Genomic DNA, 20,549 nt, shown 5'->3' with positions numbered 1-20,549 from the left:
CCATCCCTCATGCGCCCGACGTGCGGTTGCAGACTATCCGAGCCGGGTGTCGTATGCGTGGTCGCGCACCCATGCCACGAGCTCCTCTCGAGCGGCCCGGCCCACCCGCGTCGCACCCGGGAAGCTGAGGAAGCCGTGCGGCACCCGCTCGTAGTTGGTGTGGCGGGTCTCAACGCCCGCGGCTCGCAGCGCGACGGCGTAGGCGGCGCCCTCGTCGCGCAACGGGTCGAGGTCGGCGGTCTGGACAAGGGTGGGCGGCAGACCGCTGAGGTCTGTGGCGTGGATGGGGGAGACCAGAGGGTCGAGCAGGTCGAGGGCGTCCTGCTCGTCGCCGAGGTAGTGGGCCAGGAAGGCGTCCATGTCCGCGCGGGTGAGGATCGGGGCCTCCGCGTGCAGGGCCACGGACTCCGAGCTCATCGTGGCGTCGACGGCGGGGTAGACGAGCGCCTCGTAGGCGACCTCGCCCCCGCCCCCGTCCCGCAGGACCTGCGCCACGACCGCCGCGAGGTTGCCGCCCGCGGAGTCGCCGGCCAGCCCGAGGCCGGTGTGCCTGATGCCCGCTCCGGAGGCCTCGGACGCCGCCCAGCGCGCCGCGTCGACGCAGTCGTGGACGGCCTGCGGCGCCCGGTGCTCGGGCGCCAGTCGGTAGTCCACGTTGAGCACCATGACCCGGGCCCGGTCGGCCAGCCAGCCGCAGATGGGGTCGTAGCCGCGCGTGTTGCCCACGACCCATCCACCCCCGTGGAACCACAGCAGGGCGGGCAGCGCCGTCTCCTCGGCGTCCCGGGGACGGTAGGTGCGCACCTCGACGCGGTGGCGGTCGCGCGCCTCGAAGGCGGTGTCGGCGATCTCGACCCCGGCCGGTACGGGCCCGGTGACCCAGGTGTACGGAGGCCGCGAGGGTGCGAACCAGGCTCTGCTGCGGGCGATCTCGTCCTCCACCAGCAGGCGGTCGCTACCTCGGGACCGCGCCAGGGCACGGACGAAGAGCTTGGTCCGGAGCGGCATGTCCCACGAGTCGCTGGTCGTCACGAGGGCAGTGTTCCAGCAGGCCGCAGCGAACGACATACCCGCATACGTCCCGACCTGGCAGGAGACCGCACGCGTGCCGCCGCCCACCCTGCGGCCATTCGGTCCGCGGCTCGGGCAGGATTGGCCCATGCCCGGCGACGCGGAGAAGGCGCGGACCCCCACTGAGGGGACCCCCACGAGGCCGTCGCGGCAGTCGGACCACACCACGGGGGAGACCATGCGCCGGACGGCGGAGCACGTGCACGAACCGCTCGAGGAGCAGGCGGTCGGCGCACCCGTCGGCGGGCAGCCCGGCACGTCGGACGTGCCCGAGCTGCCGCCCGGGGTCGAGGTCGTCGAGCCGCCGATCCCGGGGCGCGTGCGGCGTCCTGCCGACGGCGTGCGACTGGCCGTCGCCGTGGTCGTGCTCCTTCTCGCGCTCGTCATCGCCGACCTCACGTCCGGCACCGGCGGGACCGTGCAGCAGCACCTCACCGACGTCACGAGCGGCCTGCCGCGCCTGCTGCTCACCCTGCTCGGCTGGCTGAGCGGCATCGGCGTCCTGCTGCTGCCCATCGGCGTCGGGGCGGACCTGCTCGTGCGGCGTCGTCCCATGCAGCTCATCCAGGCCCTGGGCACCGCCGTCGTCGCAGGCGTCCTCGTCATCGTGCTCAGCCTGCTCGTCCAGTCCGGCAACGGAGGCCTGCTCACCGAGCTGCTGACCCGGCCCACCCCGACCGGCCACACCGCGCCGCTCGACATCGTCGTGGTGTCGATGCTCGCGCTGCTCACCGTGGCCGACGTCTCGGGACGCAAGTGGGTCTCGCCGATCGCGACCGGTGTCGTCGTGGCGACCCTGGTGACCACCCTGCTCTCGGGCGCCATGACGCTGGCCGCCCTGACCTGCTCGCTCCTGGTGGGGTGGATCGTCGGGCTGGCGTCACGCCTCGTCTTCGGCGTCAGCTCGACCCGGCCCCCGGGCACCGAGGTCGCCGCAGTGCTCTTGTCGGGCGGTATCGCCCTCACCCGTCTCGAGCTCATCGACGCCAACGACTCCGGCGACCGCCGCTACGTCGGCTCCACGCCGGACGGGCCGCTCGACGTCCACGTCATCGACCGCGACACCTTCGGCCTCGCCTCAGGCCGCCGCCTGTTGCGCGTGCTGCGGCTGCGCAGCGGCTTCACCCGGCCGCCCTCACTGAGCCTCCAGTCCGAGATCGAGCACCGGGCCCTGATGGGCCTCGCGCTGCACGACGCCGGCATCCGCGCCCCCAGACCCGTGGCGGTTTCGGAGGTCGGACCGTTCTCCGCCGTCATCGCCTACGTGGAGCCGGCGGGCACCCCGCTCACGGAGCTGACCGACCTCGACGCGACCCAGCTCGAGGCGATCTGGCACCTGGCCGCCACGCTGCAACGCCGCCGGATCGTGCACCGGCAGCTCGGCCCGTCCACCGTCCTCGTGGACGACGGGGCACAGGTCGCGCTCGCCCAGCTCGGCAGCGGCGACGTCGCGGCCGACGACATCAGCCTGCGCATCGACCTCGCCCAGCTGCTCACGACCGTGGCGCTCACGGTCGGCCCCCGGCGCGCCGTCGAGTCGGCCGTGTCGGTGCTCGGCGAGGACGTGGCGCTGCGGGCCGTGCCCGTGCTCCAGCCGGTGGCGCTCAGCTCCGACGCCCGCGCGGCCCTCAAGGCCTCCAAGTCGGTGATGGGGGAGCTGCGCGAGCGGCTCGTCGCGCTGCGGCCGCAGGCCGAGCCGGTGGAGCCGGTGCAGCTGCGCCGTATCTCGATCAAGGGCGTCGTGACCTTGGTGATGGGCGGCATCGCCGGCTACCTGCTGCTGACCCAGCTCGCGCAGGTCGACATCGCCAAGGTCGTCAGCACCGCCGACTGGCGGTGGGCCGTGCTGCTCCTCGTCTTCGCCGCCGCGACCTTCGCCGGCGCCTCTCTCGCGCTCGGCGGAGCCGTGCAGATCCGCCTGCGCTTCGTGCGCACCTACATGACCCAGCTGGCCGTGGCGTTCACCGGGCTCGTCGCCCCCGCGGCCGTGGGCAACATCGCCCTCAACACCCGCTACCTGCAGACCTCCGGGCTGAGCCCCACGGTGGCCGGCGCCAGCGTGGGCGTGGCTCAGGTGGCCCAGTTCTGCTCGTACTTCGTGCTGCTCGTCATCTCCGGCGTGCTCGCCGGCACCGGCCCCGCGGTCTCGTTCAGCCCGTCGCCGATCCTCGTCGCCGGCATCCTCGCGGTCGTCATCCTCGCGCTGGGCCTGCTCGCCGTCCCGAGGATCCGGGCCGTCCTGACCGACCGGGTCCTCCCGCAGGTGCGCTCGGCGCTGCCGCAGGTGCTCGCCGTCCTGCAGCACCCGCGCAAGCTGGTGCAGCTGCTCGGCGGTGCGCTGCTGCTCGACATGTCCTTCGTCGCGGCGCTGGTGTGCGCGACGCGAGCGTTCGGCGGTGAGGCTCCCGTCGCCGCGATCGCGGTGGTCTACTTCGCCGGCGCCATCGTGGGCTCGGCCGTGCCGACCCCCGGCGGCCTGGGCGGCATCGAGGCGGCCATGTCGTTCGGCCTCATCTCCATCGGCGTCGACAGCGGCACCGCGGTCTCGTCGGTGCTGCTCTACCGTCTCGCCACCTACTGGCTGCCGATCCCGTTCGGCTGGTTCTCACTCAGCCGGCTGCAGAAGGTCGGGGTCATCTGAGGCGCGCGGACGGCATACGCCCCGGGGTGGGCGCTCGCGGACCGCGGACGCCACTCGGAGCGGGGGAAGTTATCGTCGGGCCATGACGGTGCGGCGGATCATGGGCCTGGAGACCGAGTACGGCATCAGCGTGCCCGGCGACCCGATGGCCAACCCGATGTTCCTGTCCGGGCAGGTCGTCAGCGTGTACGCCGCCGCCCAGGGCATCCGGTCCAACCAGTCCAGCTGGGACTACGCCTTCGAGGACCCCCTGCGCGACGCGCGCGGCTGGCAGCTCGACCGGCAGACCGCCGACCCCAGCCAGCTGACCGACGTCGAGGACCCCACCCTGGCCAACGTCGTGCTCACCAACGGCGCCCGCTACTACGTCGACCACGCTCACCCGGAGTACAGCTCGCCCGAGGTGACGCTCCCGCGCGACGCGGTCGCGTGGGACCGCGCCGGCGACGCCATCGCGCTCGAGTCTGTGCGCCTGCTCGCGACCCGCCCGGGGCAGGCGCCCGTCAACCTCTACAAGAACAACGCCGACGGCAAGGGCCAGTCCTACGGCACCCACGAGAACTACCTGATGCCCCGGCGCACGCCCTTCCCCGACATCGTGCGCCACCTCATCCCGTTCTTCGTGACCCGCCAGGTCGTATGCGGTGCCGGCCGGGTGGGGCTGGGCGTGGACAGCCGTGGGGCCGGCTACCAGATCTCCCAGCGCGCCGACTTCTTCGAGACCGAGGTCGGGCTCGAGACGACCCTCAAGCGCCCGATCATCAACACCCGCGACGAGCCGCACGCGGTCGCCGACCGCTACCGCCGGCTGCACGTCATCATCGGCGACGCCACCCACCTCGACGTCGCGACGCTGCTCAAGACGGGGACGACCTCGCTCGTGCTCGGGATGATCGAGGACGGCCACCTCACGGAGGACTGGTCGATCCGCCGCCCCGTCGCCGCCCTGCAGACGGTCTCGCACGACCCGTCGCTGCGGGCCACCGTCGAGCTGGTCGACGGGCGCGTCGTCACGGCCCTCGACCTGCAGTGGATGTACCTGGAGGCCGCCCGCGCCTGGCTCGACCGGCGCGGCGACGACCAGGTCCCCGAGGCCACCGCCGAGGTCATGGGTCTGTGGGAGGAGGTGCTCACCGGGCTCGGCCGCGACGTCATGTCCTGCGCGTCCCTGGTCGACTGGGTCGCCAAGCTGAAGCTGCTCGAGGGCTACCGGGCCCGCGACGGCCTCTCCTGGGACGACCACCGCCTCGCCGCCATCGACATCCAGTGGGCCGACGTGCGCCCCGAGAAGGGCCTCGTGCACCGCCTGCGCGACCGCGGCATGCTGCGCGACCTGGTCACCCCCGAGGAGGTCAAGGCGGCGCAGACGACGCCTCCCGAAGACACCCGCGCCTGGTTCCGGGGTGAGTGCGTCCGCCGGTTCACGCCGCAGGTGTTCTCGGCCAGCTGGGACTCGGTCGTCTTCGACGTGCCGGGCCGCGCCAGCCTGCAGCGGGTGCCGATCCTCGAGCCCGAGCGCGGCACCCGGGCCCAGGTGGGCACCCTGCTCGAGCAGAGCGCCGACGTGGCCGAGCTGCTGCGTGGGCTCGCCACTCCCGAGTAGGTCCCGGCGGATCCCGGCGCGCACGCGTTAGGGTCGAGGCACAGGACTTCGCGTCTTTCACGTCTGGGAGGTAGCCATGCCGGGTCAGGAGCACGTCAAGCCGCAGCGTCGTGACGAGGAGCCGCCGGAGACACCGGACGCGCCTCCCGCCGCCCCGGCCGGCGCAGCCGTCAAGGAGGGCCTGTCCGACGACATCGACAGCGTGCTCGACGAGATCGACGGCGTCCTCGAGTCCAACGCGGAGGAGTTCGTCCGCGGGTTCGTGCAGAAGGGCGGCCAGTGACCCCAGCGTCCCCGGGACGCTCGCGACAGCTCGACGACGCCTTCCTGCGGGTGGGCTCGTCGTCGTTCACCGAGTTCGTCTCCGCCTACCGCCCCGAGCTGCTCCCCTCAGCCCGCCGACTGCCCTCCGGCGCCACCATCGAGGCGCCGCACGGCACGACCATCGTCTCCCTGCTCTTCGCGGGCGGCGTCGTCATGGCCGGTGACCGCCGCGCCACGATGGGCAACGTCATCGCCAACCGCGACATGGAGAAGGTGTTCGCCGCCGACGAGTTCAGCGTCGTCGGCATCGCCGGCACGGCGGGCCTGGCCATCGAGCTGGTCCGGCTCTACCAGGTCGAGCTCGAGCACTACGAGAAGATCGAGGGCGCGATCATGTCGCTCGAGGGCAAGGCCAACCGGCTCGCCTCGATGATCCGCGGCAACCTCGGCCTCGCCATGCAGGGACTGACGGTCGTGCCGACGTATGCCGGCTTCGACCTCGAGTCGGCCACCGGCCGCATCTACTCCTACGACGTGACGGGCGGCTGCTACCTCGAGGGTGGTCACCACTCGACGGGCTCGGGCTCGGTCTTCGCGCGGGGCGCGCTGAAGAAGCTGTGGCGCCCCGGCCTGGACGAGCAGCAGGCCGTGTCCGTGGCGATCGAGGCGCTCTACGACGCCGCCGACGACGACTCCGCCACCGGCGGTCCCGACCTGGGCCGGCAGATCTGGCCGACCGTCGCCGTCGTCGACCACTCCGGCGCCCGCTTCGTCGCGCAGGACGTCCTCGAGGGGCACGTCGAGCGCGTGGTCGCGTCCCGCCGTGACAACCCGGGAGGTGCGCGATGACCATGCCGTTCTACGTCCCGCCCGAGCAGGTGATGAAGGACCGGGCAGACTTCGCGCGCAAGGGGATCGCCCGCGGCCGCTCGGTCATCGTCGTCGGCTACGACAAGGGCATCGCCTTCGTCGCGGAGAACCCGTCGCGGGCCCTGCACAAGGTCTCGGAGATCTACGACCGCATTGCCTTCGCCGCGGTCGGCCGCTACAACGAGTTCGAGAGCCTGCGCGTGGCGGGCATCCGATACGCCGACCTGCGTGGCTACTCCTATGATCGCACCGACGTGACGGCCCGGGCCCTGGCGAACACGTATGCGCAGACGCTGGGTGCCGTCTTCACGCAGGAGTCCAAGCCCCTCGAGATCGAGATCGTCGTGGCCGAGGTGGGCACCGACCCCGACAGCGACCAGATCTTCCGGCTCACCTACGACGGCTCCGTCGCCGACGAGCGGGGCTTCGTCGCGATGGGCGGTGCCAGCGACGCCGCCGAGGAGCGCCTGAGCACCGGATGGCGAGCAGGGATGACCCTCGAGGAGGTGCTGCGCCTGGCCGTCGACGTGCTGGGCGCCGGTGACAACGGCGAGCGCCGGAGCCTCGACGAGGGGCAGCTCGAGGTGGCGGTGCTCGACCGGGAGCGGCCTCGACGCTCGTTCCGGCGCATCGTCGGCCCCGTGCTCGCGCGCCTGCTCGGCACGCCGTCCGCGACATCCGCGACATCCGCGCCCGCTGAGGTCCTGCCGGGGAACACCTCGGAGTCGTCTCACGAGTCGCCGCAGGAGCCGGGACCGACCGGCTGACAGCAGGACGCACGAGGGCCGCCCCGCAGACGGGGGCGGCCCTCGTGCGTTCGTGGGGTGGCGCTCAGCGGCGGCCGGCGCCCACCCGCCCGCCCCCTGCAGCGGACGAGTCCGAGCCCCCCTTGTCGGCCTTGCCGGACGCGTCGGACTGCTGGCCACGGGTGTCGCCCCCGTCCTCGGCTGCGGACGACGTTGCCCGCTCGCCCCGGGCCGCGCGGGCCTCGGCCGGGGCGTCGGCCTTCGCGTCGGCGTTGCCGTCAGCGGGACGGTCCGATGCCGGGTCCGTTGCCGAGTCGGCGGCGGCCTCGGTGGCGCTGTCGGTGACGCTGTCGGTGGCGCTGTCGGTGGCACTGCCGCCTCCACGGCCGCTGTCGGCGTCCGGGGCGGCCGTGCTGTCGCCGACGGGGGCCGTCCTGGCGTCGTCACCGGCCGGCGTGGCGCCGGAGGCCTTCTCGGGCGCGTCCAGCGACTCCACGAGGGCACCACCGCCGAGGGTGGCCAGCATCTGGCGCACGTTGGCAAGCTGACCGGTGATGCTGTCGCGCTGCGCGGCTGCGGCGGCGAGCTCGCGGTCGGACTCCTCGCGCACCCGGGAGGCGTGGTCACGGGCCTCGGAGACGATCTGGTCGGCCTGGCTCTGCGCGGTCTCGAGCATGCGCCTGGCCCGGTCCCGCATCTCGTTGGCGTCCTGTTCGGCGCGCTGCGTGAGCTGGCGCACGCGCGCCTCGCTCTCGGTGAAGGAGGCCTCCATCTGCTGGCGGCGGGCCTCGAACTCCGCGTCCGCGGACTCGCGCCGGGCAGCCAGGCTCACCTCGAGCTCGGCAGAGGCGGTCGAGGCCTTGAGCCGCTGCGCCTCGAGCTCGGCAGCGGCCTCCTGGCGCTGGGCCGCCATGACGCTCTGCGCCTCCGCGACGATGGCCTGGGCCTCCCGGTTGGCCTGGGCGATGACCCGGACGGACTCCTCGTCGGTGCGCGCCCGCGCCTGGTCGGCATACGTCGTCGTGGTCGTCTTGAGGTCGGCCGCGGCCCGGTTGGCCCGCTCGCGGATCTCCTCGGCGTCGGCGGCGGCCCGGCTGCGCATCTCGGCGGCCTCCTGGTCGGCCAGCGAGAGGATCTGGGCGATGCGCTCACCGAGGTCGGTGAAGCTCTGGGACGGGGCGGACGCGCTCCTCTTCAGCTCGGCCATGACGCGCGCCTGCTGGCCGAGCTGGCCGCGCAGGTCGTTCAGGGCGGCGTTGAGCTTGGTCAGCTCCACGCTCCGCTCGGCGGCGTCCTTCTTGGCCGCCTGGAGCGTGCGGTTCTGCGCCTCGATGAAGGAGTCCACCTCCTCCGGCTCGTAACCGCGGCGGGAGAACTTGAAGTGGGGTCTGTCGATCATTTCCGTCCAATGCAGAGGTGGTGGAGGCACAGGGCATGAGGGGACGGCGCCATTGTGGCAGCCCCGGCTGGGCGGCGCCCGCCGGCCGGTGCCCGAGCGGGCTCAGCGCAGGGTCAGCGGGGTCAGCGAGGAGTCAGTGCAGGCGTACGCGGGGGTCCAGCACGGCGTAGACGACGTCGACGACGATGTTGGCCACCACGACGGCCGCCGAGGCGAAGAGCACGATCCCGATGATGACCGGCAGGTCCTGCTGGTTGATCGCGTCGATCGCCGTCTTGCCGAGCCCCGGCAGCGAGAAGACCGTCTCGGTGACCACGACCCCGCCGAGGAGGGCGCCGACGTCGATGCCGAACTGCGTCACGACCGGCGTCAGAGCCGCGCGCAGGCCGTGCCGCAGGATCACCCGTCGCTCACCGATGCCCTTGGACCGCGCGGTGCGCACGTAGTCCTCACCCAGGACGTCGAGCATGGAGGCCCGGGTGAGGCGGGTGTAGGTCGCCGCGGAGACGAGCGCGAGGGTGAACCACGGCAGGACCATGTGCTGGAACCACGTTCCGAAGCCGTCGGTGAGCGGCGCGTAGCCGCCCGGCGGGAAGATCGCGATGCCTGCGAGGGTCAGGCGGAAGTAGAAGAAGTAGAGCAGCAGCAGGCCGAGCAGGAAGGTCGGCATCGAGTAGAAGAAGAGGCTGAACGCCGTCAGCGACCGGTCGGTGAACGATCGGGGGTGGATCGCGGACAGCACCCCGTTGGTCAGGCCCAGGACCATCCAGATGATGGCGCCCCCGATCACGACGGAGATGGTGATCGGGAGGGCGGCGCCGATGATCTCGGTGACGGGGACCTGGTGGTAGTAGTCGTAGCCGAGGTCGCCGTGCAGCGCCTTCCAGAGGAAGTCCGTGTACTGCTTCCACACGGGCTGGTCCAGGCCGAGGCGGTGCGAGATGAGGGCCACCGTCTCGGGGGTGGCCTGCCGCCCCGCGAGGGTCCGTGCCACGTCGTTGGGGGCGACGAAGAAGAGCGCGAACACCGCGACGGTGATGAGCCACAGGACGAGCACGCCGAGGGCGATGCGGCGCACGAGGAACCGGGCCATGACTCCTCCTAGTCCCGGGTCTCGATGGTCGGGACCGACTCGACGGCATCGACGTCCGCGAGCGGCTCGACCGTGACAGCCGAGACCTCGGCCATGATGCGGTCGGCGCGGGGGTCGAACGCGTCACGCACCCCGTCGCCGAAGAGGTTGAAGGCGAGCGTCGTCACCAGCAGTGCGGTGCCGGGGAAGACGACGAACCACCAGGCGACCGTGTAGTAGTTCTGCGACTCGCTGATCATGCCGCCCCAGTCGGCGGTGGGCGGCGGCAGGCCCAGGCCGAGGAAGCTCAGGGTCGCCTCCACGACGATGACGACCGGGATGAGCAGCGACGCGTAGACGATGACGGGCGCGAGCACGTTGGGCAGGATGTCGACGAACATGATCCGGCTGTCCGAGGCGCCGAGCGACCTGGCGGCCTCGACGAACTCGCGTTCTCTGAGGGACAGCACCTGCCCCCGCACGATGCGGGCGACCGACGCCCAGCTGAAGAAGCCGATGACCAGCACCGTCACGAGCAGGCTGGGGCCGGTGATGGACACCAGGGCCACGGCCACGAGGATGAACGGCACCGAGAGCACGACGTCGATGAGGCGCGCGAGCACGGTGTCGACGACCCCGCCGAGGAAGCCGGCGGCGAGCCCGACGATGACCCCGATGACCACCGTCAGGGCCGTGGCGACGACGCCGACGAGCAGCGAGATGCGCGCGCCGTAGGCGATGCGCACGAAGATGTCACGGCCCAGGTCGTCCGTCCCCAGCCAGAACTCGCCCGACGGGGGAGTGGGCAGCCCGTCGGGCGTCAGGCCGGTCTGGCGGTACTGCTCGTTGACCGGGTGGCCCGTGATCGCCGTGGTCAGCGGCGCGAAGACGGCCATCAGCACGATGAGGACGATGACGACCAGGGAGATCATCGCCACCCGGTCGCGTCGCAGGCGCTGCCACGCCAGCAGCCACGGGCTGCGGCCCTCGATCGCGCGTCGCGCGCCCTCCGGCGCGGCCGCCCCACCCTCGGCCGGTTCGGGCTCGACGCCCTCGCTCGAGGTGGAGGTGGGAAGGATCCCGCTCACGGTCGCTCGCCTCCTTCGTCGGTCTGGTGTGGGCTCACGGCTGGGCTCGATGGGCCCGCTGGGCTGCCGGCTCCCGAGGCCTCTGGGGTCAGCGGCGCGAGCGCCGGGTCGGAGGTGAGCTCCTCGCCGGCGGCCAGGGGGTGGAAGCAGGCGGTCCGGTGGTCGGCACGGTCGCCGAAGACCGGCTCCAGGGGCGGGGCGGCGGCCGAGCAGTCCTCCTGGGCGCGCGGGCAGCGGGTGTGGAAGCGGCACCCGGAGGGCGGGTCGGTGGGGGACGGGAGGTCCCCCACGAGGATCGTCTGCCGGCGGCTGTCCGCCACGTCGGGGTCGGGGACGGGCAGGGCCGACAGCAGCGCGCGGGTGTACGGGTGCCGTGCCGTGCTGAACAGGTCCTCGGTGGGCGCGATCTCCACGAGCTGGCCGAGGTACATCACGGCGACGCGGTCGCTGACGTGGCGCACGACGGACAGGTCGTGGGAGATGAAGAGGTAGGTCAGGCCGAAGTCCTTCTGCAGGTCGATGAGCAGGTTGATGATCTGGGCTTGGATCGAGACGTCCAGCGCCGAGACCGGCTCGTCGCAGATGAGCAGCCGTGGCTGCAGGGCGAGGGAGCGCGCCACCCCGATGCGCTGGCGCTGCCCACCGGAGAACTCGGCCGGGAAACGGTTGTAGTGCTCGGGGTTGAGCCCGACGCGCTCCATCAGCTCCTGCACCTTCTGCTTGACCTCGCGGCCGCTGCCGAGGCCGTGGATGACGAAGGGGTCACCGATGATCGAGCCGACGCGACGGCGCGGGTTGAGCGAGCCGTAGGGGTCCTGGAAGATCACCTGCACCTGGCGGCGCACGGCGCGCAGGTCCCGCCGGCTGAGGGAGGTGATGTTGCGGCCGTCGAAGGTGATGGTCCCGGACGTCACGTCGTAGAGGCGGGCGATGCAGCGCGCCAGCGTGGACTTGCCGCAGCCGGTCTCACCGACGAGGCCGAGGGTCTCGCCGGCGCGGATCTCCAGCGACACGTCCTCGACGGCGTGGACCAATACGTCGCCGCGGCGCCAGAACGAGCTGGAGCCCACCGGGAAGGTCTTCGTGACGTGCTCGGCCTGCAGGAGCGGCGCTCCCGATGTCGGCGCCGTGGCGCGCTCGGTGGCCTCGGGGTCGGCGCTCATGCCGGCTCCTCCTCACGCTCGTCGGAGGGGGTGGCGGTGCCCGGGACCGGGCGCAGCGAGGCGCCGTCCTTGGGCAGGAAGCACGCCGACGTATGCCGTGGGTCCCGGTCCACGGGATCGAGCCGCGGCACCTCCTGCCGGCAGTGGTCGAACACGTCCGGGCACCGAGGGGCGAACGGGCACTGCTCAGGTGGGTCGATGAGCGACGGCGGGGTGCCGGCGATGGGGGTCAGCCGGGTGCGGGCGCCGCCCTGGGCGGGCAGCGACGCGAGCAGCCCGCGCGTGTAGGGGTTGTGGGGGAGGTAGAAGATGGTGCGGCGCGGCGCGCGCTCCATCGCCCGGCCGGCATACATCACGACGACGTCGTCGGACATCTGGGCCACGACGCCGAGGTCGTGGGTGATCAGCACGATCGCCGTGCCGAACTCCTCCTGCAGCCGCTGCATGACGCCCAGCACCTGTGCCTGGACGGTGACGTCGAGCGCCGTCGTCGGCTCGTCGGCGATGAGCAGGGCGGGGTCGAGGGCCATCGCCATGGCGATCATGACGCGCTGGCGCATGCCGCCGGAGAACTGGTGGGGGTAGTCGTCCAGGCGCCCGGCGGCGCCCGGGATGCCGACGAGCCCGAGCAGCTCGGCGGCCCGGGCCCGCGCAGTGGCCGTCGCGGTCTCGGGCCGGTGGGCCTTGATCATCTCCACGATCTGCCACCCCACGGTGTAGTAGGGGTGCAGGCTCGAGAGCGGGTCTTGGAAGATCATCCCGATCCGCGCGCCGCGGATCCCCTGCAGGGTCTTGGTCGACGCGCCGATCAGCTCGATGCCGTCGAAGCGGGCCGAGCCCGACACCCGCGCACCGCGGGTGAGGCCGGTGATCGTCTGCGTCGCGACGCTCTTGCCGGAGCCGGACTCCCCGACGATGGCGAGCGTCGTGCCCCGCTCCACCTCGAACGACAGGCTGCGCACGGCCTGGACGACGCCGTCGGGAGTCGTGAACGAGACGGAGAGGTCACGCACCTCGAGCAGGGCCATCGGATCGCCTTCCATCGAGTGGGCCGTCGGCGACTGCGCGGCGGCAGGGAAGTCCGCCACGCCCTCCCGTGGACCGGGAGCGGGTCCACGGGAGGTGTGGCGGAGGGGCGGGCGGCACGGCGCCGGATGGTCAGCCGCCCTGCTTGTCGGCCGTGAGCCACACGTTGGTCGGGTCGTAGTTCTGCATCGCGGGGACGTAGATCGCGTTCTGGACCTGGCTGGCGTGGTAGTTGGCCTGCTTCGGGTTGGTGATCGGGAAGAACGGCGCGTCACCCATGACCTTCCGGTCGGTCTGCGCCCACTGGGTCGCTGCGGCCTGGGTCGTCGGGGCGGTGACGCCCTGGGTGATCATCGAGTTCGTGGTCGCGTCGTTGTAAAGGCCGAAGTTGCTCCCGCTGGGCGGGAACGACGGCGGACCGCTGAAGAGCGGGTTGAAGAACGACACGGCGGCGTTGCCGTACCAGTCGGCACCCCACCCGGCCACCGCCATGTCCCACACGCCGCGCTTGGCGACCGTCGGCACCTGGAGGTACTTGGTGTAGAAGTCCGCGTTCGGGGACGGGACGCCCTGGACGGTGATGCCGGCCTTCGAGAGGTCCTGCTGGGCCGTCTGGAACGTCTTGCTGCTGCCCTCCGAGGAGTTGCGGTACAGCATCTTGAGCGTCAGCCCGTTGGGGAAGCCCGCCTCGGACAGCATCTGCTTGGCCTTGTTCGGGTCGTAGGGGTAGAGGTCGAAGTTCTGCTCACCGCCGACGATGTTGGAGGGGAGCACGTGGCTCAGCGTGTCGTTGAGGTTCGGGCCGCCCAGGACCTGGATGATGTTCGTCCGGTTGAGCGCGTACGAGAGGGCCTGGCGCACCTTGAGGTTGGCCATCGCCTTGTTGTTGTTGGGCGAGACGGTGTTGAACACGATGTACGGGTTCGACGACGCCGACGGGCCGATCGTCAGGTTCGGGTCCTTCTTGGCGATGAGCCCCGGCAGCTGCGACGGCGGCGGGAAGTTGTCCCACTCCATGTCGGCGCTGGGCGTGCCGGTCTGCAGCTGCTGTTGCGTGGAGTCCTGGGTCACCGTCTCGTTGATGACGATCTTGTCGACGTAGGCCTTGCGCACCGGGTCCGAGGCCGCGTCCCAGGCCGCGTTGCGCACGAAGGTGATGTTCTTCGTCGGCGAGTAGCTCTGGATCTGGTAGGGCCCGTCCGACAGCGTGTGCTGCGCCAGCTCCGGGCTGGCCGGCAGGTAGGTGTCGTACTCCTTCGGTGCGGGCGAGAAGGCCGGCAGGGTCAGCATGTCGGTGAAGAAGCTGGCGGGGTGGTTCAGCGTGAAGACGACCGTGAGGTCGTCCTTGGCGACGACACCGGGCAACGGGGTGTTCTCGAGGTAGGAGGCGATCGCCGCGGGCGTCTTGCCGACCTTGGCGAAGCCGTCGCAGAAGGTCGACAGACCCTGGATCAGGTCGAGGTAGTCGGGCAGGCCGCCGAAGGGCTGCACCGGGTTGCAGGTGCGCTTGACGCCGCGGACCATGTCGGCCGCTGTCACCTGGCGGGCCGGTGAGGTGTTCCACTTCGCGCCCGAGCGGATCTTGATCGTGTAGGTCTTGCCGTCGGCGCTGATGCCGTCTCCCTGGGTGGGCAGCGACTGGGCGAGGTCGGGCACGGACTTGGTCGTCTGGCCCTCGACCGCGGGGTAGGTGAAGAGCTGCCGGCTCCAGGGCCGCAGGCCCAGGTAGCCGATGGAGTAGTAGCTGATGTTCGGGTCCATGTAGTCGACGTCGCCGCTGCCCAGCATGTTCAGCGTGCCGCCGCGAACGGCGTTCGCCGTGTTGCCGGTGCCGCCTGCGCCGGTCCCGCCGGTGGTGGTGCCGCCGCCGGAGTTGCAGGCCGCCACGGCCAGGCAGCTGGTAGCCACCGCCGCGACGGCCGTCACCGGCCACTTCCTCAGGGGCATGGTCTCTCCTTCGTCACGTAGGACGGGCCGGGTGACGACCGGTCCCAGGGCCCCCCTCGGGCGCCCGTCGTCACCACGCTAGGCACGCCCTCCTGCGGCCGAACCGCGCGCGGACCGGATGTCACGAGATCGCAAAGCGCCCGTCACACAGCAGGACGGCAGGTCACGAAACGTCAACGACTGGCGCTCTCCCAGCACTTCTCCTGCAGGCTCCCAGACGGCGTGCCTACCCTGCTGTCATGCGGCGGGTTCTCCTCGTCGAGGACGATGCGAGAGTGAGACGGGTCCTGCGGCTGGCGCTGGAGGACGAGGGGTTCTCCGTGCTCGAGGCGGCCGACGGAGGTCAGTGCGTCGAACGCGTCAGGACCGCGGTGCCGGACATCATGCTGCTCGACGTGATGCTGCCGGACCGGGACGGCTTCTCGGTGTGCCGGGAGGTGCGGCGCGGCAGCGACGTCCCGATCATCATGGTGACCGCCAGGACCGACAGCCACGACGTCGTGGCGGGGCTGGAGTCGGGTGCGGACGACTACGTGACGAAACCGCTCGTGGCCAAGGAGCTCGCGGCACGCATACGTGCGCTGTTGCGGCGGGCCGAGCCGCTCGTCGACCGGCCGGCGCGGCATGTGGTCGCGGGGGAGCTCGACATCGGGATCGACGACGGCGTCGTGTGCCGGGACGGGCAGCCCATCAACCTGACGCGCACCGAGTTCCGGCTGCTCGTCGAGCTCGCCTGCGCCGACGGGCGCATCTGCAGCCGTGAGCAGCTGCTCGACCGGGTCTGGGGCTACGGCTACTTCGGCGACAGCAGGATCGTCGACGTGCACATCCGCCGGCTGCGGACCAAGGTCGAGCTCGACCCCGCCAGCCCACGACACGTCGTCACCGCGCGGGGGCTCGGCTACCGGCTGGCGGGATGAGGGCGGCGTGCGGGCCGACGGGGATCCGGGCAGGACGCACCGGCGGCGGTTGCGCCCCCGTCGCAGGGCCGTCGCAGTCCCCGCACCGCGGTCGATCGGGCTGCGCACCAGGCTGGAGCTGACCTTCGGCCTGCTCGCGCTGTGCGTCTCCGTCCTCGTCGCAGTGCTGGCCTGGGTCGTCGTGTCCGGCCAGCTGCTCTCGGACCGGCAGCACACGGCCGTGAGCGAGACGATGCTCGACCGGACGGCCGTCGCGACCGGGCTCGCCAGGGGCGCGACGCCCGCGAGTTCCCTGCTCGGCGGCCTTCCGAGCAGCGACGCCGAGGCGTCGCTGGTTCGCGTCTCGGGGCGCTGGTACGCCGGCCGGCCGGCACTCGCTCCGAGCAGCCTCCCGCCCGCCCTCGTGGCCGCGGTGGCGTCCCGGGCCACGGCGACGCAGCGGGTGCTGCTCGACGGTGGCGTGCGCCTCGTGGTCGGAACGCCGCTGGGCCGCCCCGGCGACGCCCTGTTCCAGGTCTTCCCCCTGACCGACGTCGAGCACACGAGGACGGCTCTGGGCTGGGGCCTGGCCGCTGTCGCCGCGATCACCTCGCTCGCCGGGGTGGCGCTCGGGCGGCGGGCCGGTGTGGTGGCGCTGCGCCCACTCGCGGAGCTGACCTCGCTCGCCGGGGCGGTGGCCGGTGGCCGGCTGGACGCCAGGCTCGCGGTGCGCGGCGATCCCGACCTCGACCCCCTGGCCCGGTCGTTCAACCGGACGGTCTCGGAGCTCGAGCACCGGGTGCGGGCCGACTCCCGCTTCGCCGCCGACCTCAGCCACGAGCTGCGTACACCGCTCACCACGATGCTCAACTCGATGGAGGTCATCACGAATCGGCGCGACCTGCTGCCCGAGGCGGTGCGTGAGCCGGTCGACCTGCTCGCCGACGACCTGCAGCGGTTCCGGGCGCTGGTCGTCGACCTGCTGGAGATCTCCCGCCACGACGCGGGGGAGGACCTGCTGCTCGAGCCCGTCGACGTGGGCGAGCTCGTGCGCCGGGCCGCGGACGGCACGGCGGGGCGACCGGTCACCCGCGTCGACCCCTCCTCCGACCTCGAGGGGCACGTCGACAAGCGCCGGCTGGAGCGGGTCGTGGCCAACCTCGTCGGCAACGCCGAGCACCACGGGGGCGGGTGCATCGCGGTGTCGGTGCGTCGGGAGGGCGACTTCGCGCGCATCTGCGTCGACGACGCCGGTCCGGGCATCCCCCGCGCCGAACGAGGCCGCGTCTTCGACCGCTTCGCCCGGGCCGGCGGCAGCGGCGAGCTGGGCGTCGGCCTGGGGCTGGCCATCGTCCAGCGCCACGTCGCGGCCCACGGAGGCACCGTCCACGTCGAGACGAGCGACCGGGGAGGCGCGCGTCTTGTCGTCGAGCTGCCGCTGCGTTGACCCTCTTGCGGGCACCGGCGGCCGTGCAGGCCACCGGGCCGCCGCAGCCAGGGGGTCGTATGCCGTGTGCCCGCCGACCGGGCCCAGGCGTCGGTGCGGCGTGCGCCTGGGTGTCGCGCTCGCGGTCGTCGGGCCGCTGCTGGCAGGGTGCACCCTCTCGGCGCAGTCGGAGCCGGAGCGGGTCGTGGTGTCGACGGCCGCCCAGGGCGGGGCGGCGTCGGGCGCCTCGAACGAGTCCGGCGTGCCCCTCAGCATGCAGGTCTACCTCGTGCGGGGGAACCGGCTCGAGCGGGTGACCCGCGTGGTGCCACCGGGCACGGGCCTGGAGCCGGCGCTGCGCGCGCTGGCAGCCCCGGTGAGCGCGGGGGAGCTGGCTGCCGGGCTGCGCACCGCCCTGCCGGCGACGAGCCGTAGCCTCGGGGGGACCATGGGGGACCCGCACACCGCCGACGTCGCGGTGCCGGTCGGCTACGACCGCCTGTCGCTGGGCGAGCAGCAGCTGGCGATGGCCCAGATCGTCTTCACGGTCACCGCCGACACGCTGGCCGACCGGGTCCGGCTCGTCAGCGGCTCCCGTCCGGTGGCCGTACCGGTGGCTCACGGCGATCTCGTGACCCGTCCGGTCTCCCGGCAGGACTACGCCGTCGTGGGGCCGACCCGCTGACCCGCCGCGCCGACCCTGCACAGAGGCTCCGGCGACGGGACGAGGGCCGCCTAGAGTTGGTTCATGGAGCGGCGGATCTTCGGGATCGAGAACGAGTACGGCGTCACCTGCACGACGCAGGGCCAGCGCCGGCTGACCCCTGACGAGGTGGCCCGCTACCTGTTCCGCCGCGTCGTGGCGTGGGGACGCTCGAGCAACGTCTTCCTCGGCAACGGCGCTCGCCTCTACCTCGACGTGGGCTCCCACCCGGAGTACGCCACGGCCGAGTGCGACTCGGTGCGGGAGCTCGTGGTGCAGGACAAGGCGGGGGAGCGGATCCTCGAGGGCCTCGTCGAGGACGCCCAGGGGCGCCTTCGCGACGACGGCGTCGAGGGCGAGATCTTCGTCTTCAAGAACAACACCGACTCGGCCGGCAACTCCTACGGCTGCCACGAGAACTACCTCTACGGCCGCACGGGAGACTTCCAGCGCGTCTCCGACATGTTCATCCCGTTCCTGATCAGCCGCCAGATCGTCTGCGGCGCAGGGAAGGTCGTCACGACCGCCCACGGCGCCAGCTTCGCCGTGAGCCAGCGCGCCGACCACATCTGGGAGGGCGTTTCCTCGGCGACGACGCGCAGCCGTCCCATCATCAACACCCGCGACGAGCCACACGCCGACGCCGAGCGCTACCGCCGCCTGCACGTCATCGTCGGCGACTCCAACATGTCCGAGACGACCAACCTGCTCAAGGTCGGCAGCGCCGACCTCGTGCTGCGGATGATCGAGGCGGGCGTGGTCATGCGCGACCTGTCGATGGAGAACCCCATCCGGGCCATCCGCACCATGAGCCACGACCCCAGCGGCCGCGCCACCGTGCGCCTGGCCAACGGCCGCGAGCTCTCCGCCCTCGACATGCAGCGCGAGTACCTCGACAAGGTGGTCGAGTTCGTCGACCGCGAGGGGATGCACAGCCCGGACACCAAGCAGGTCATCGACCTCTGGGGGCGCGCGCTCGACGCCATCGCGAATGGTGACCTCGGTGCCATCGAGACCGAGATCGACTGGGTCATCAAGTACCGCCTCATCGAGCGCTACCGGGCCAAGCACGGCCTGTCCCTGACCGACGCCCGGATCCAGCAGCTCGACCTCGCCTACCACGACATCAACCGGCGGCGCGGCCTCTTCTACCTGCTGCAGCGCCACGGCCGCACCGCCCGGGTCGCCTCGGACGTCGAGATCTTCGAGGCCAAGGTCCGGCCCCCGCAGACCACCCGCGCCAAGCTGCGAGGCGACTTCATCCGAGCCGCGCAGGCGCACGGCCGGGACTTCACGGTGGACTGGGTGCACCTGAAGCTCAACGACCAGGCCCAGCGCACCGTGCTGTGCAAGGACCCCTTCCGGGCCGTGGACGAGCGCGTCGAGCGGCTGATGGAGAGCATCGACCGCTCGCCGGCGAACCACCGCCCGCTCTGACCGGCGCCCCTACTCCGGGGCAGCTGAACCTGTCAGTGCGCTGTGCGACCCGCACAAGGGTGGGCGTTACAGTGGCCGGGCTCTGCCCTGCGAGGCCCTCCGGGCCCCGCCCACCCCGACCGAAAGTCTTCCCTGTGCGTTCCAACCGTCCGGCCTACCGCATGGCCGTCCTCCTGACCGCCGCTCTCGGGCTCGGCACCGTCGCCGCGTGCGGCACGAGCTCGAACGGGTCGGGCGCTGCCTCGTCCACCGCCGGCGCCACGGCCAGCGCCGGCGCCACCGGGGCCTCGCTCCAAGGCGTCACGGCCACCGGGCCGGTCGACTTCAAGACCGCACCCAAGGTGACGCTCGGCAAGACGCCGATCAGCTCCACGAACGTCGAGCACAAGGTGCTGACGCCCGGCTCGGGCAAGGCGGCGACCAAGGCCGACACCGTCAAGCTGCGTGCGGAGATCTACAACGGCACGAGTGGCAAGCTCCTCGACGACGGCTTCAAAGCAGGGCGTCCCGAGGAGAGCTACCGCCTGGCCCGCACCGACATCGTCCCCGGGTTCACCGAGGGCCTGGTGGGCGCGACCAAGGGCGGCCGCATCGCCTTCACCATCCCGCCGGCCAAGGGTTTCGGCTCCGCCGGCAACCAGCAGCTCGGCATCAAGGGCACCGACACCATCGTCGTCGTCGCCGACATCGTCGACGTGCACACCCCGATGACGAAGATCGACGGCGCCCAGTCCCCGTCGCCGGCGGGCCTGCCCACGGTCGAGTTCAAGAACGGCCCGACCAAGGCGCCGACCGTCACCGTCCCCAAGACCAAGGCGCCGACCACCACGCAGCAGGCGACCCTGGTGCAGGGCACCGGCCCCGTCGTGCAGAAGGGCCAGACCATCAGCGCCCAGTACGAAGGGGTGCTCTGGAAGGACGGCAGCGTCTTCGACTCCTCGTGGCAGCGCGGCACCCCCGCGGACTTCCCGATCGGCGTCGGCGGCGTCATCAAGGGTTGGGACTCCACCCTCGTGGGCAAGAAGGTGGGCAGCCGCGTGCTGCTCGTCATCCCGCCGGCCGACGGCTACGGCAAGGCCGGTAGCCCCCCGAAGATCTCCGGCACGGACACCCTGGTGTTCGTCGTCGACATCCTCGACGCGTACTGACCCCATCCCGACCCAGACCACCCAGACCCGAGCTCGACGAACGGAA

17 protein-coding genes are annotated in these 20,549 nt (G+C 71.9%); 10 read left to right on the top strand and 7 right to left on the bottom strand.

The annotated features are described in order from the left end of the window. Positions 1 to 33 precede the first annotated feature (33 nt). Entirely contained in the window at positions 34 to 1,032 is a 999-nt protein-coding gene (locus AB0316_RS08945; RefSeq protein WP_366272349.1) for an alpha/beta hydrolase, read from the bottom strand. A 127-nt stretch (positions 1,033 to 1,159) separates the two neighbouring features. Between AB0316_RS08945 and AB0316_RS08940 the strand changes: the two genes are divergently transcribed. The 5 genes from AB0316_RS08940 (at position 1,160) to prcA (ending at position 7,216) form a co-directional block, all read left to right on the top strand. Next, complete coding sequence (locus AB0316_RS08940; protein ID WP_366272347.1) at positions 1,160 to 3,712, top strand: lysylphosphatidylglycerol synthase transmembrane domain-containing protein; 2,553 nt, start codon at positions 1,160 to 1,162, stop codon at positions 3,710 to 3,712. Positions 3,713 to 3,794: 82 nt separating this feature from the next. Then, on the top strand, positions 3,795 to 5,315 hold the full coding sequence (gene dop / locus AB0316_RS08935; protein ID WP_366272345.1) for a depupylase/deamidase Dop: 1,521 nt from the start codon (positions 3,795 to 3,797) through the stop codon (positions 5,313 to 5,315). Positions 5,316 to 5,391: 76 nt separating this feature from the next. Continuing rightward, complete coding sequence (locus AB0316_RS08930) at positions 5,392 to 5,598, top strand: ubiquitin-like protein Pup (RefSeq protein WP_366272343.1); 207 nt, start codon at positions 5,392 to 5,394, stop codon at positions 5,596 to 5,598. Then, complete coding sequence (gene prcB / locus AB0316_RS08925; RefSeq protein ID WP_366272341.1) at positions 5,595 to 6,428, top strand: proteasome subunit beta; 834 nt, start codon at positions 5,595 to 5,597, stop codon at positions 6,426 to 6,428. Before AB0316_RS08930 ends, prcB begins: the two co-directional genes overlap by 4 nt. Further along, positions 6,425 to 7,216, top strand: a complete 792-nt coding sequence (gene prcA / locus AB0316_RS08920) for a proteasome subunit alpha (protein WP_366272339.1) — start codon at positions 6,425 to 6,427, stop codon at positions 7,214 to 7,216. The genes prcB and prcA overlap by 4 nt, the downstream gene beginning before the upstream one ends. Positions 7,217 to 7,280: 64 nt before the next feature. Here prcA and AB0316_RS08915 read toward each other — a convergent pair whose 3' ends face one another. The 6 genes from AB0316_RS08915 to AB0316_RS08890 all read right to left on the bottom strand — a co-directional run bounded on the left by AB0316_RS08915 (position 7,281) and on the right by AB0316_RS08890 (position 14,890). After that, on the bottom strand, positions 7,281 to 8,594 hold the full coding sequence (locus tag AB0316_RS08915) for a hypothetical protein (RefSeq protein ID WP_366272337.1): 1,314 nt from the start codon (positions 8,592 to 8,594) through the stop codon (positions 7,281 to 7,283). A gap of 133 nt (positions 8,595 to 8,727) precedes the next feature. Next, positions 8,728 to 9,687 carry an ABC transporter permease gene (locus AB0316_RS08910; protein WP_366272335.1) on the bottom strand — a complete coding sequence of 320 codons (960 nt, stop codon included), beginning with the start codon at positions 9,685 to 9,687 and terminating at the stop codon, positions 8,728 to 8,730. A gap of 8 nt (positions 9,688 to 9,695) precedes the next feature. Beyond that, positions 9,696 to 10,754 carry an ABC transporter permease gene (locus AB0316_RS08905; RefSeq protein ID WP_366272333.1) on the bottom strand — a complete coding sequence of 353 codons (1,059 nt, stop codon included), beginning with the start codon at positions 10,752 to 10,754 and terminating at the stop codon, positions 9,696 to 9,698. Then, positions 10,751 to 11,917, bottom strand: a complete 1,167-nt coding sequence (locus AB0316_RS08900; RefSeq protein WP_366272331.1) for an oligopeptide/dipeptide ABC transporter ATP-binding protein — start codon at positions 11,915 to 11,917, stop codon at positions 10,751 to 10,753. The genes AB0316_RS08905 and AB0316_RS08900 overlap by 4 nt, the downstream gene beginning before the upstream one ends. After that, complete coding sequence (locus AB0316_RS08895) at positions 11,914 to 13,005, bottom strand: ABC transporter ATP-binding protein (protein WP_366272329.1); 1,092 nt, start codon at positions 13,003 to 13,005, stop codon at positions 11,914 to 11,916. The genes AB0316_RS08900 and AB0316_RS08895 overlap by 4 nt, the downstream gene beginning before the upstream one ends. Positions 13,006 to 13,075: 70 nt before the next feature. Continuing rightward, positions 13,076 to 14,890, bottom strand: coding sequence for an ABC transporter substrate-binding protein (locus tag AB0316_RS08890; protein WP_366272327.1), 1,815 nt, complete (start codon positions 14,888 to 14,890; stop codon positions 13,076 to 13,078). Between the two features lie 239 nt (positions 14,891 to 15,129). Between AB0316_RS08890 and AB0316_RS08885 the strand changes: the two genes are divergently transcribed. The 5 genes from AB0316_RS08885 to AB0316_RS08865 all read left to right on the top strand — a co-directional run bounded on the left by AB0316_RS08885 (position 15,130) and on the right by AB0316_RS08865 (position 20,503). Beyond that, entirely contained in the window at positions 15,130 to 15,810 is a 681-nt protein-coding gene (locus AB0316_RS08885) for a response regulator transcription factor (protein WP_366272326.1), read from the top strand. Between the two features lie 7 nt (positions 15,811 to 15,817). Next, entirely contained in the window at positions 15,818 to 17,236 is a 1,419-nt protein-coding gene (locus tag AB0316_RS08880; RefSeq protein WP_366272325.1) for a HAMP domain-containing sensor histidine kinase, read from the top strand. Positions 17,237 to 17,336: 100 nt separating this feature from the next. After that, entirely contained in the window at positions 17,337 to 17,900 is a 564-nt protein-coding gene (locus tag AB0316_RS08875) for a hypothetical protein (RefSeq protein WP_366272323.1), read from the top strand. A gap of 63 nt (positions 17,901 to 17,963) precedes the next feature. After that, on the top strand, positions 17,964 to 19,355 hold the full coding sequence (pafA, locus tag AB0316_RS08870) for a Pup--protein ligase (protein ID WP_366272321.1): 1,392 nt from the start codon (positions 17,964 to 17,966) through the stop codon (positions 19,353 to 19,355). 134 nt (positions 19,356 to 19,489) lie between these two features. Continuing rightward, the gene (locus AB0316_RS08865; RefSeq protein WP_366272320.1) at positions 19,490 to 20,503 is read left to right on the top strand and encodes an FKBP-type peptidyl-prolyl cis-trans isomerase; all 1,014 of its coding nucleotides are present in this window, start codon (positions 19,490 to 19,492) and stop codon (positions 20,501 to 20,503) included. Positions 20,504 to 20,549: the final 46 nt, after the last annotated feature.

This window comes from Terrabacter sp. NPDC080008 (genome assembly GCF_040702505.1).
In the GTDB taxonomy this organism is placed as follows: Bacteria; Actinomycetota; Actinomycetes; order Actinomycetales; family Dermatophilaceae; genus Terrabacter.
This window is presented reverse-complemented; position numbering and strand designations above follow the sequence as displayed.

What these genes read in the sequence shown, in the direction of transcription:
- AB0316_RS08940 (WP_366272347.1), top strand. Translation starts at nt 1,160, where the DNA reads ATGCCCGGCGACGCGGAGAAGGCGCGGACCCCCACTGAGGGGACCCCC.
- dop (WP_366272345.1), top strand. Translation starts at nt 3,795, where the DNA reads ATGACGGTGCGGCGGATCATGGGCCTGGAGACCGAGTACGGCATCAGC.
- AB0316_RS08930 (WP_366272343.1), top strand. Translation starts at nt 5,392, where the DNA reads ATGCCGGGTCAGGAGCACGTCAAGCCGCAGCGTCGTGACGAGGAGCCG.
- prcA (WP_366272339.1), top strand. Translation starts at nt 6,425, where the DNA reads ATGACCATGCCGTTCTACGTCCCGCCCGAGCAGGTGATGAAGGACCGG.
- AB0316_RS08915 (WP_366272337.1), bottom strand. Translation starts at nt 8,594, where the DNA reads ATGATCGACAGACCCCACTTCAAGTTCTCCCGCCGCGGTTACGAGCCG.
- AB0316_RS08910 (WP_366272335.1), bottom strand. Translation starts at nt 9,687, where the DNA reads ATGGCCCGGTTCCTCGTGCGCCGCATCGCCCTCGGCGTGCTCGTCCTG.
- AB0316_RS08900 (WP_366272331.1), bottom strand. Translation starts at nt 11,917, where the DNA reads ATGAGCGCCGACCCCGAGGCCACCGAGCGCGCCACGGCGCCGACATCG.
- AB0316_RS08890 (WP_366272327.1), bottom strand. Translation starts at nt 14,890, where the DNA reads ATGCCCCTGAGGAAGTGGCCGGTGACGGCCGTCGCGGCGGTGGCTACC.
- AB0316_RS08885 (WP_366272326.1), top strand. Translation starts at nt 15,130, where the DNA reads ATGCGGCGGGTTCTCCTCGTCGAGGACGATGCGAGAGTGAGACGGGTC.
- pafA (WP_366272321.1), top strand. Translation starts at nt 17,964, where the DNA reads ATGGAGCGGCGGATCTTCGGGATCGAGAACGAGTACGGCGTCACCTGC.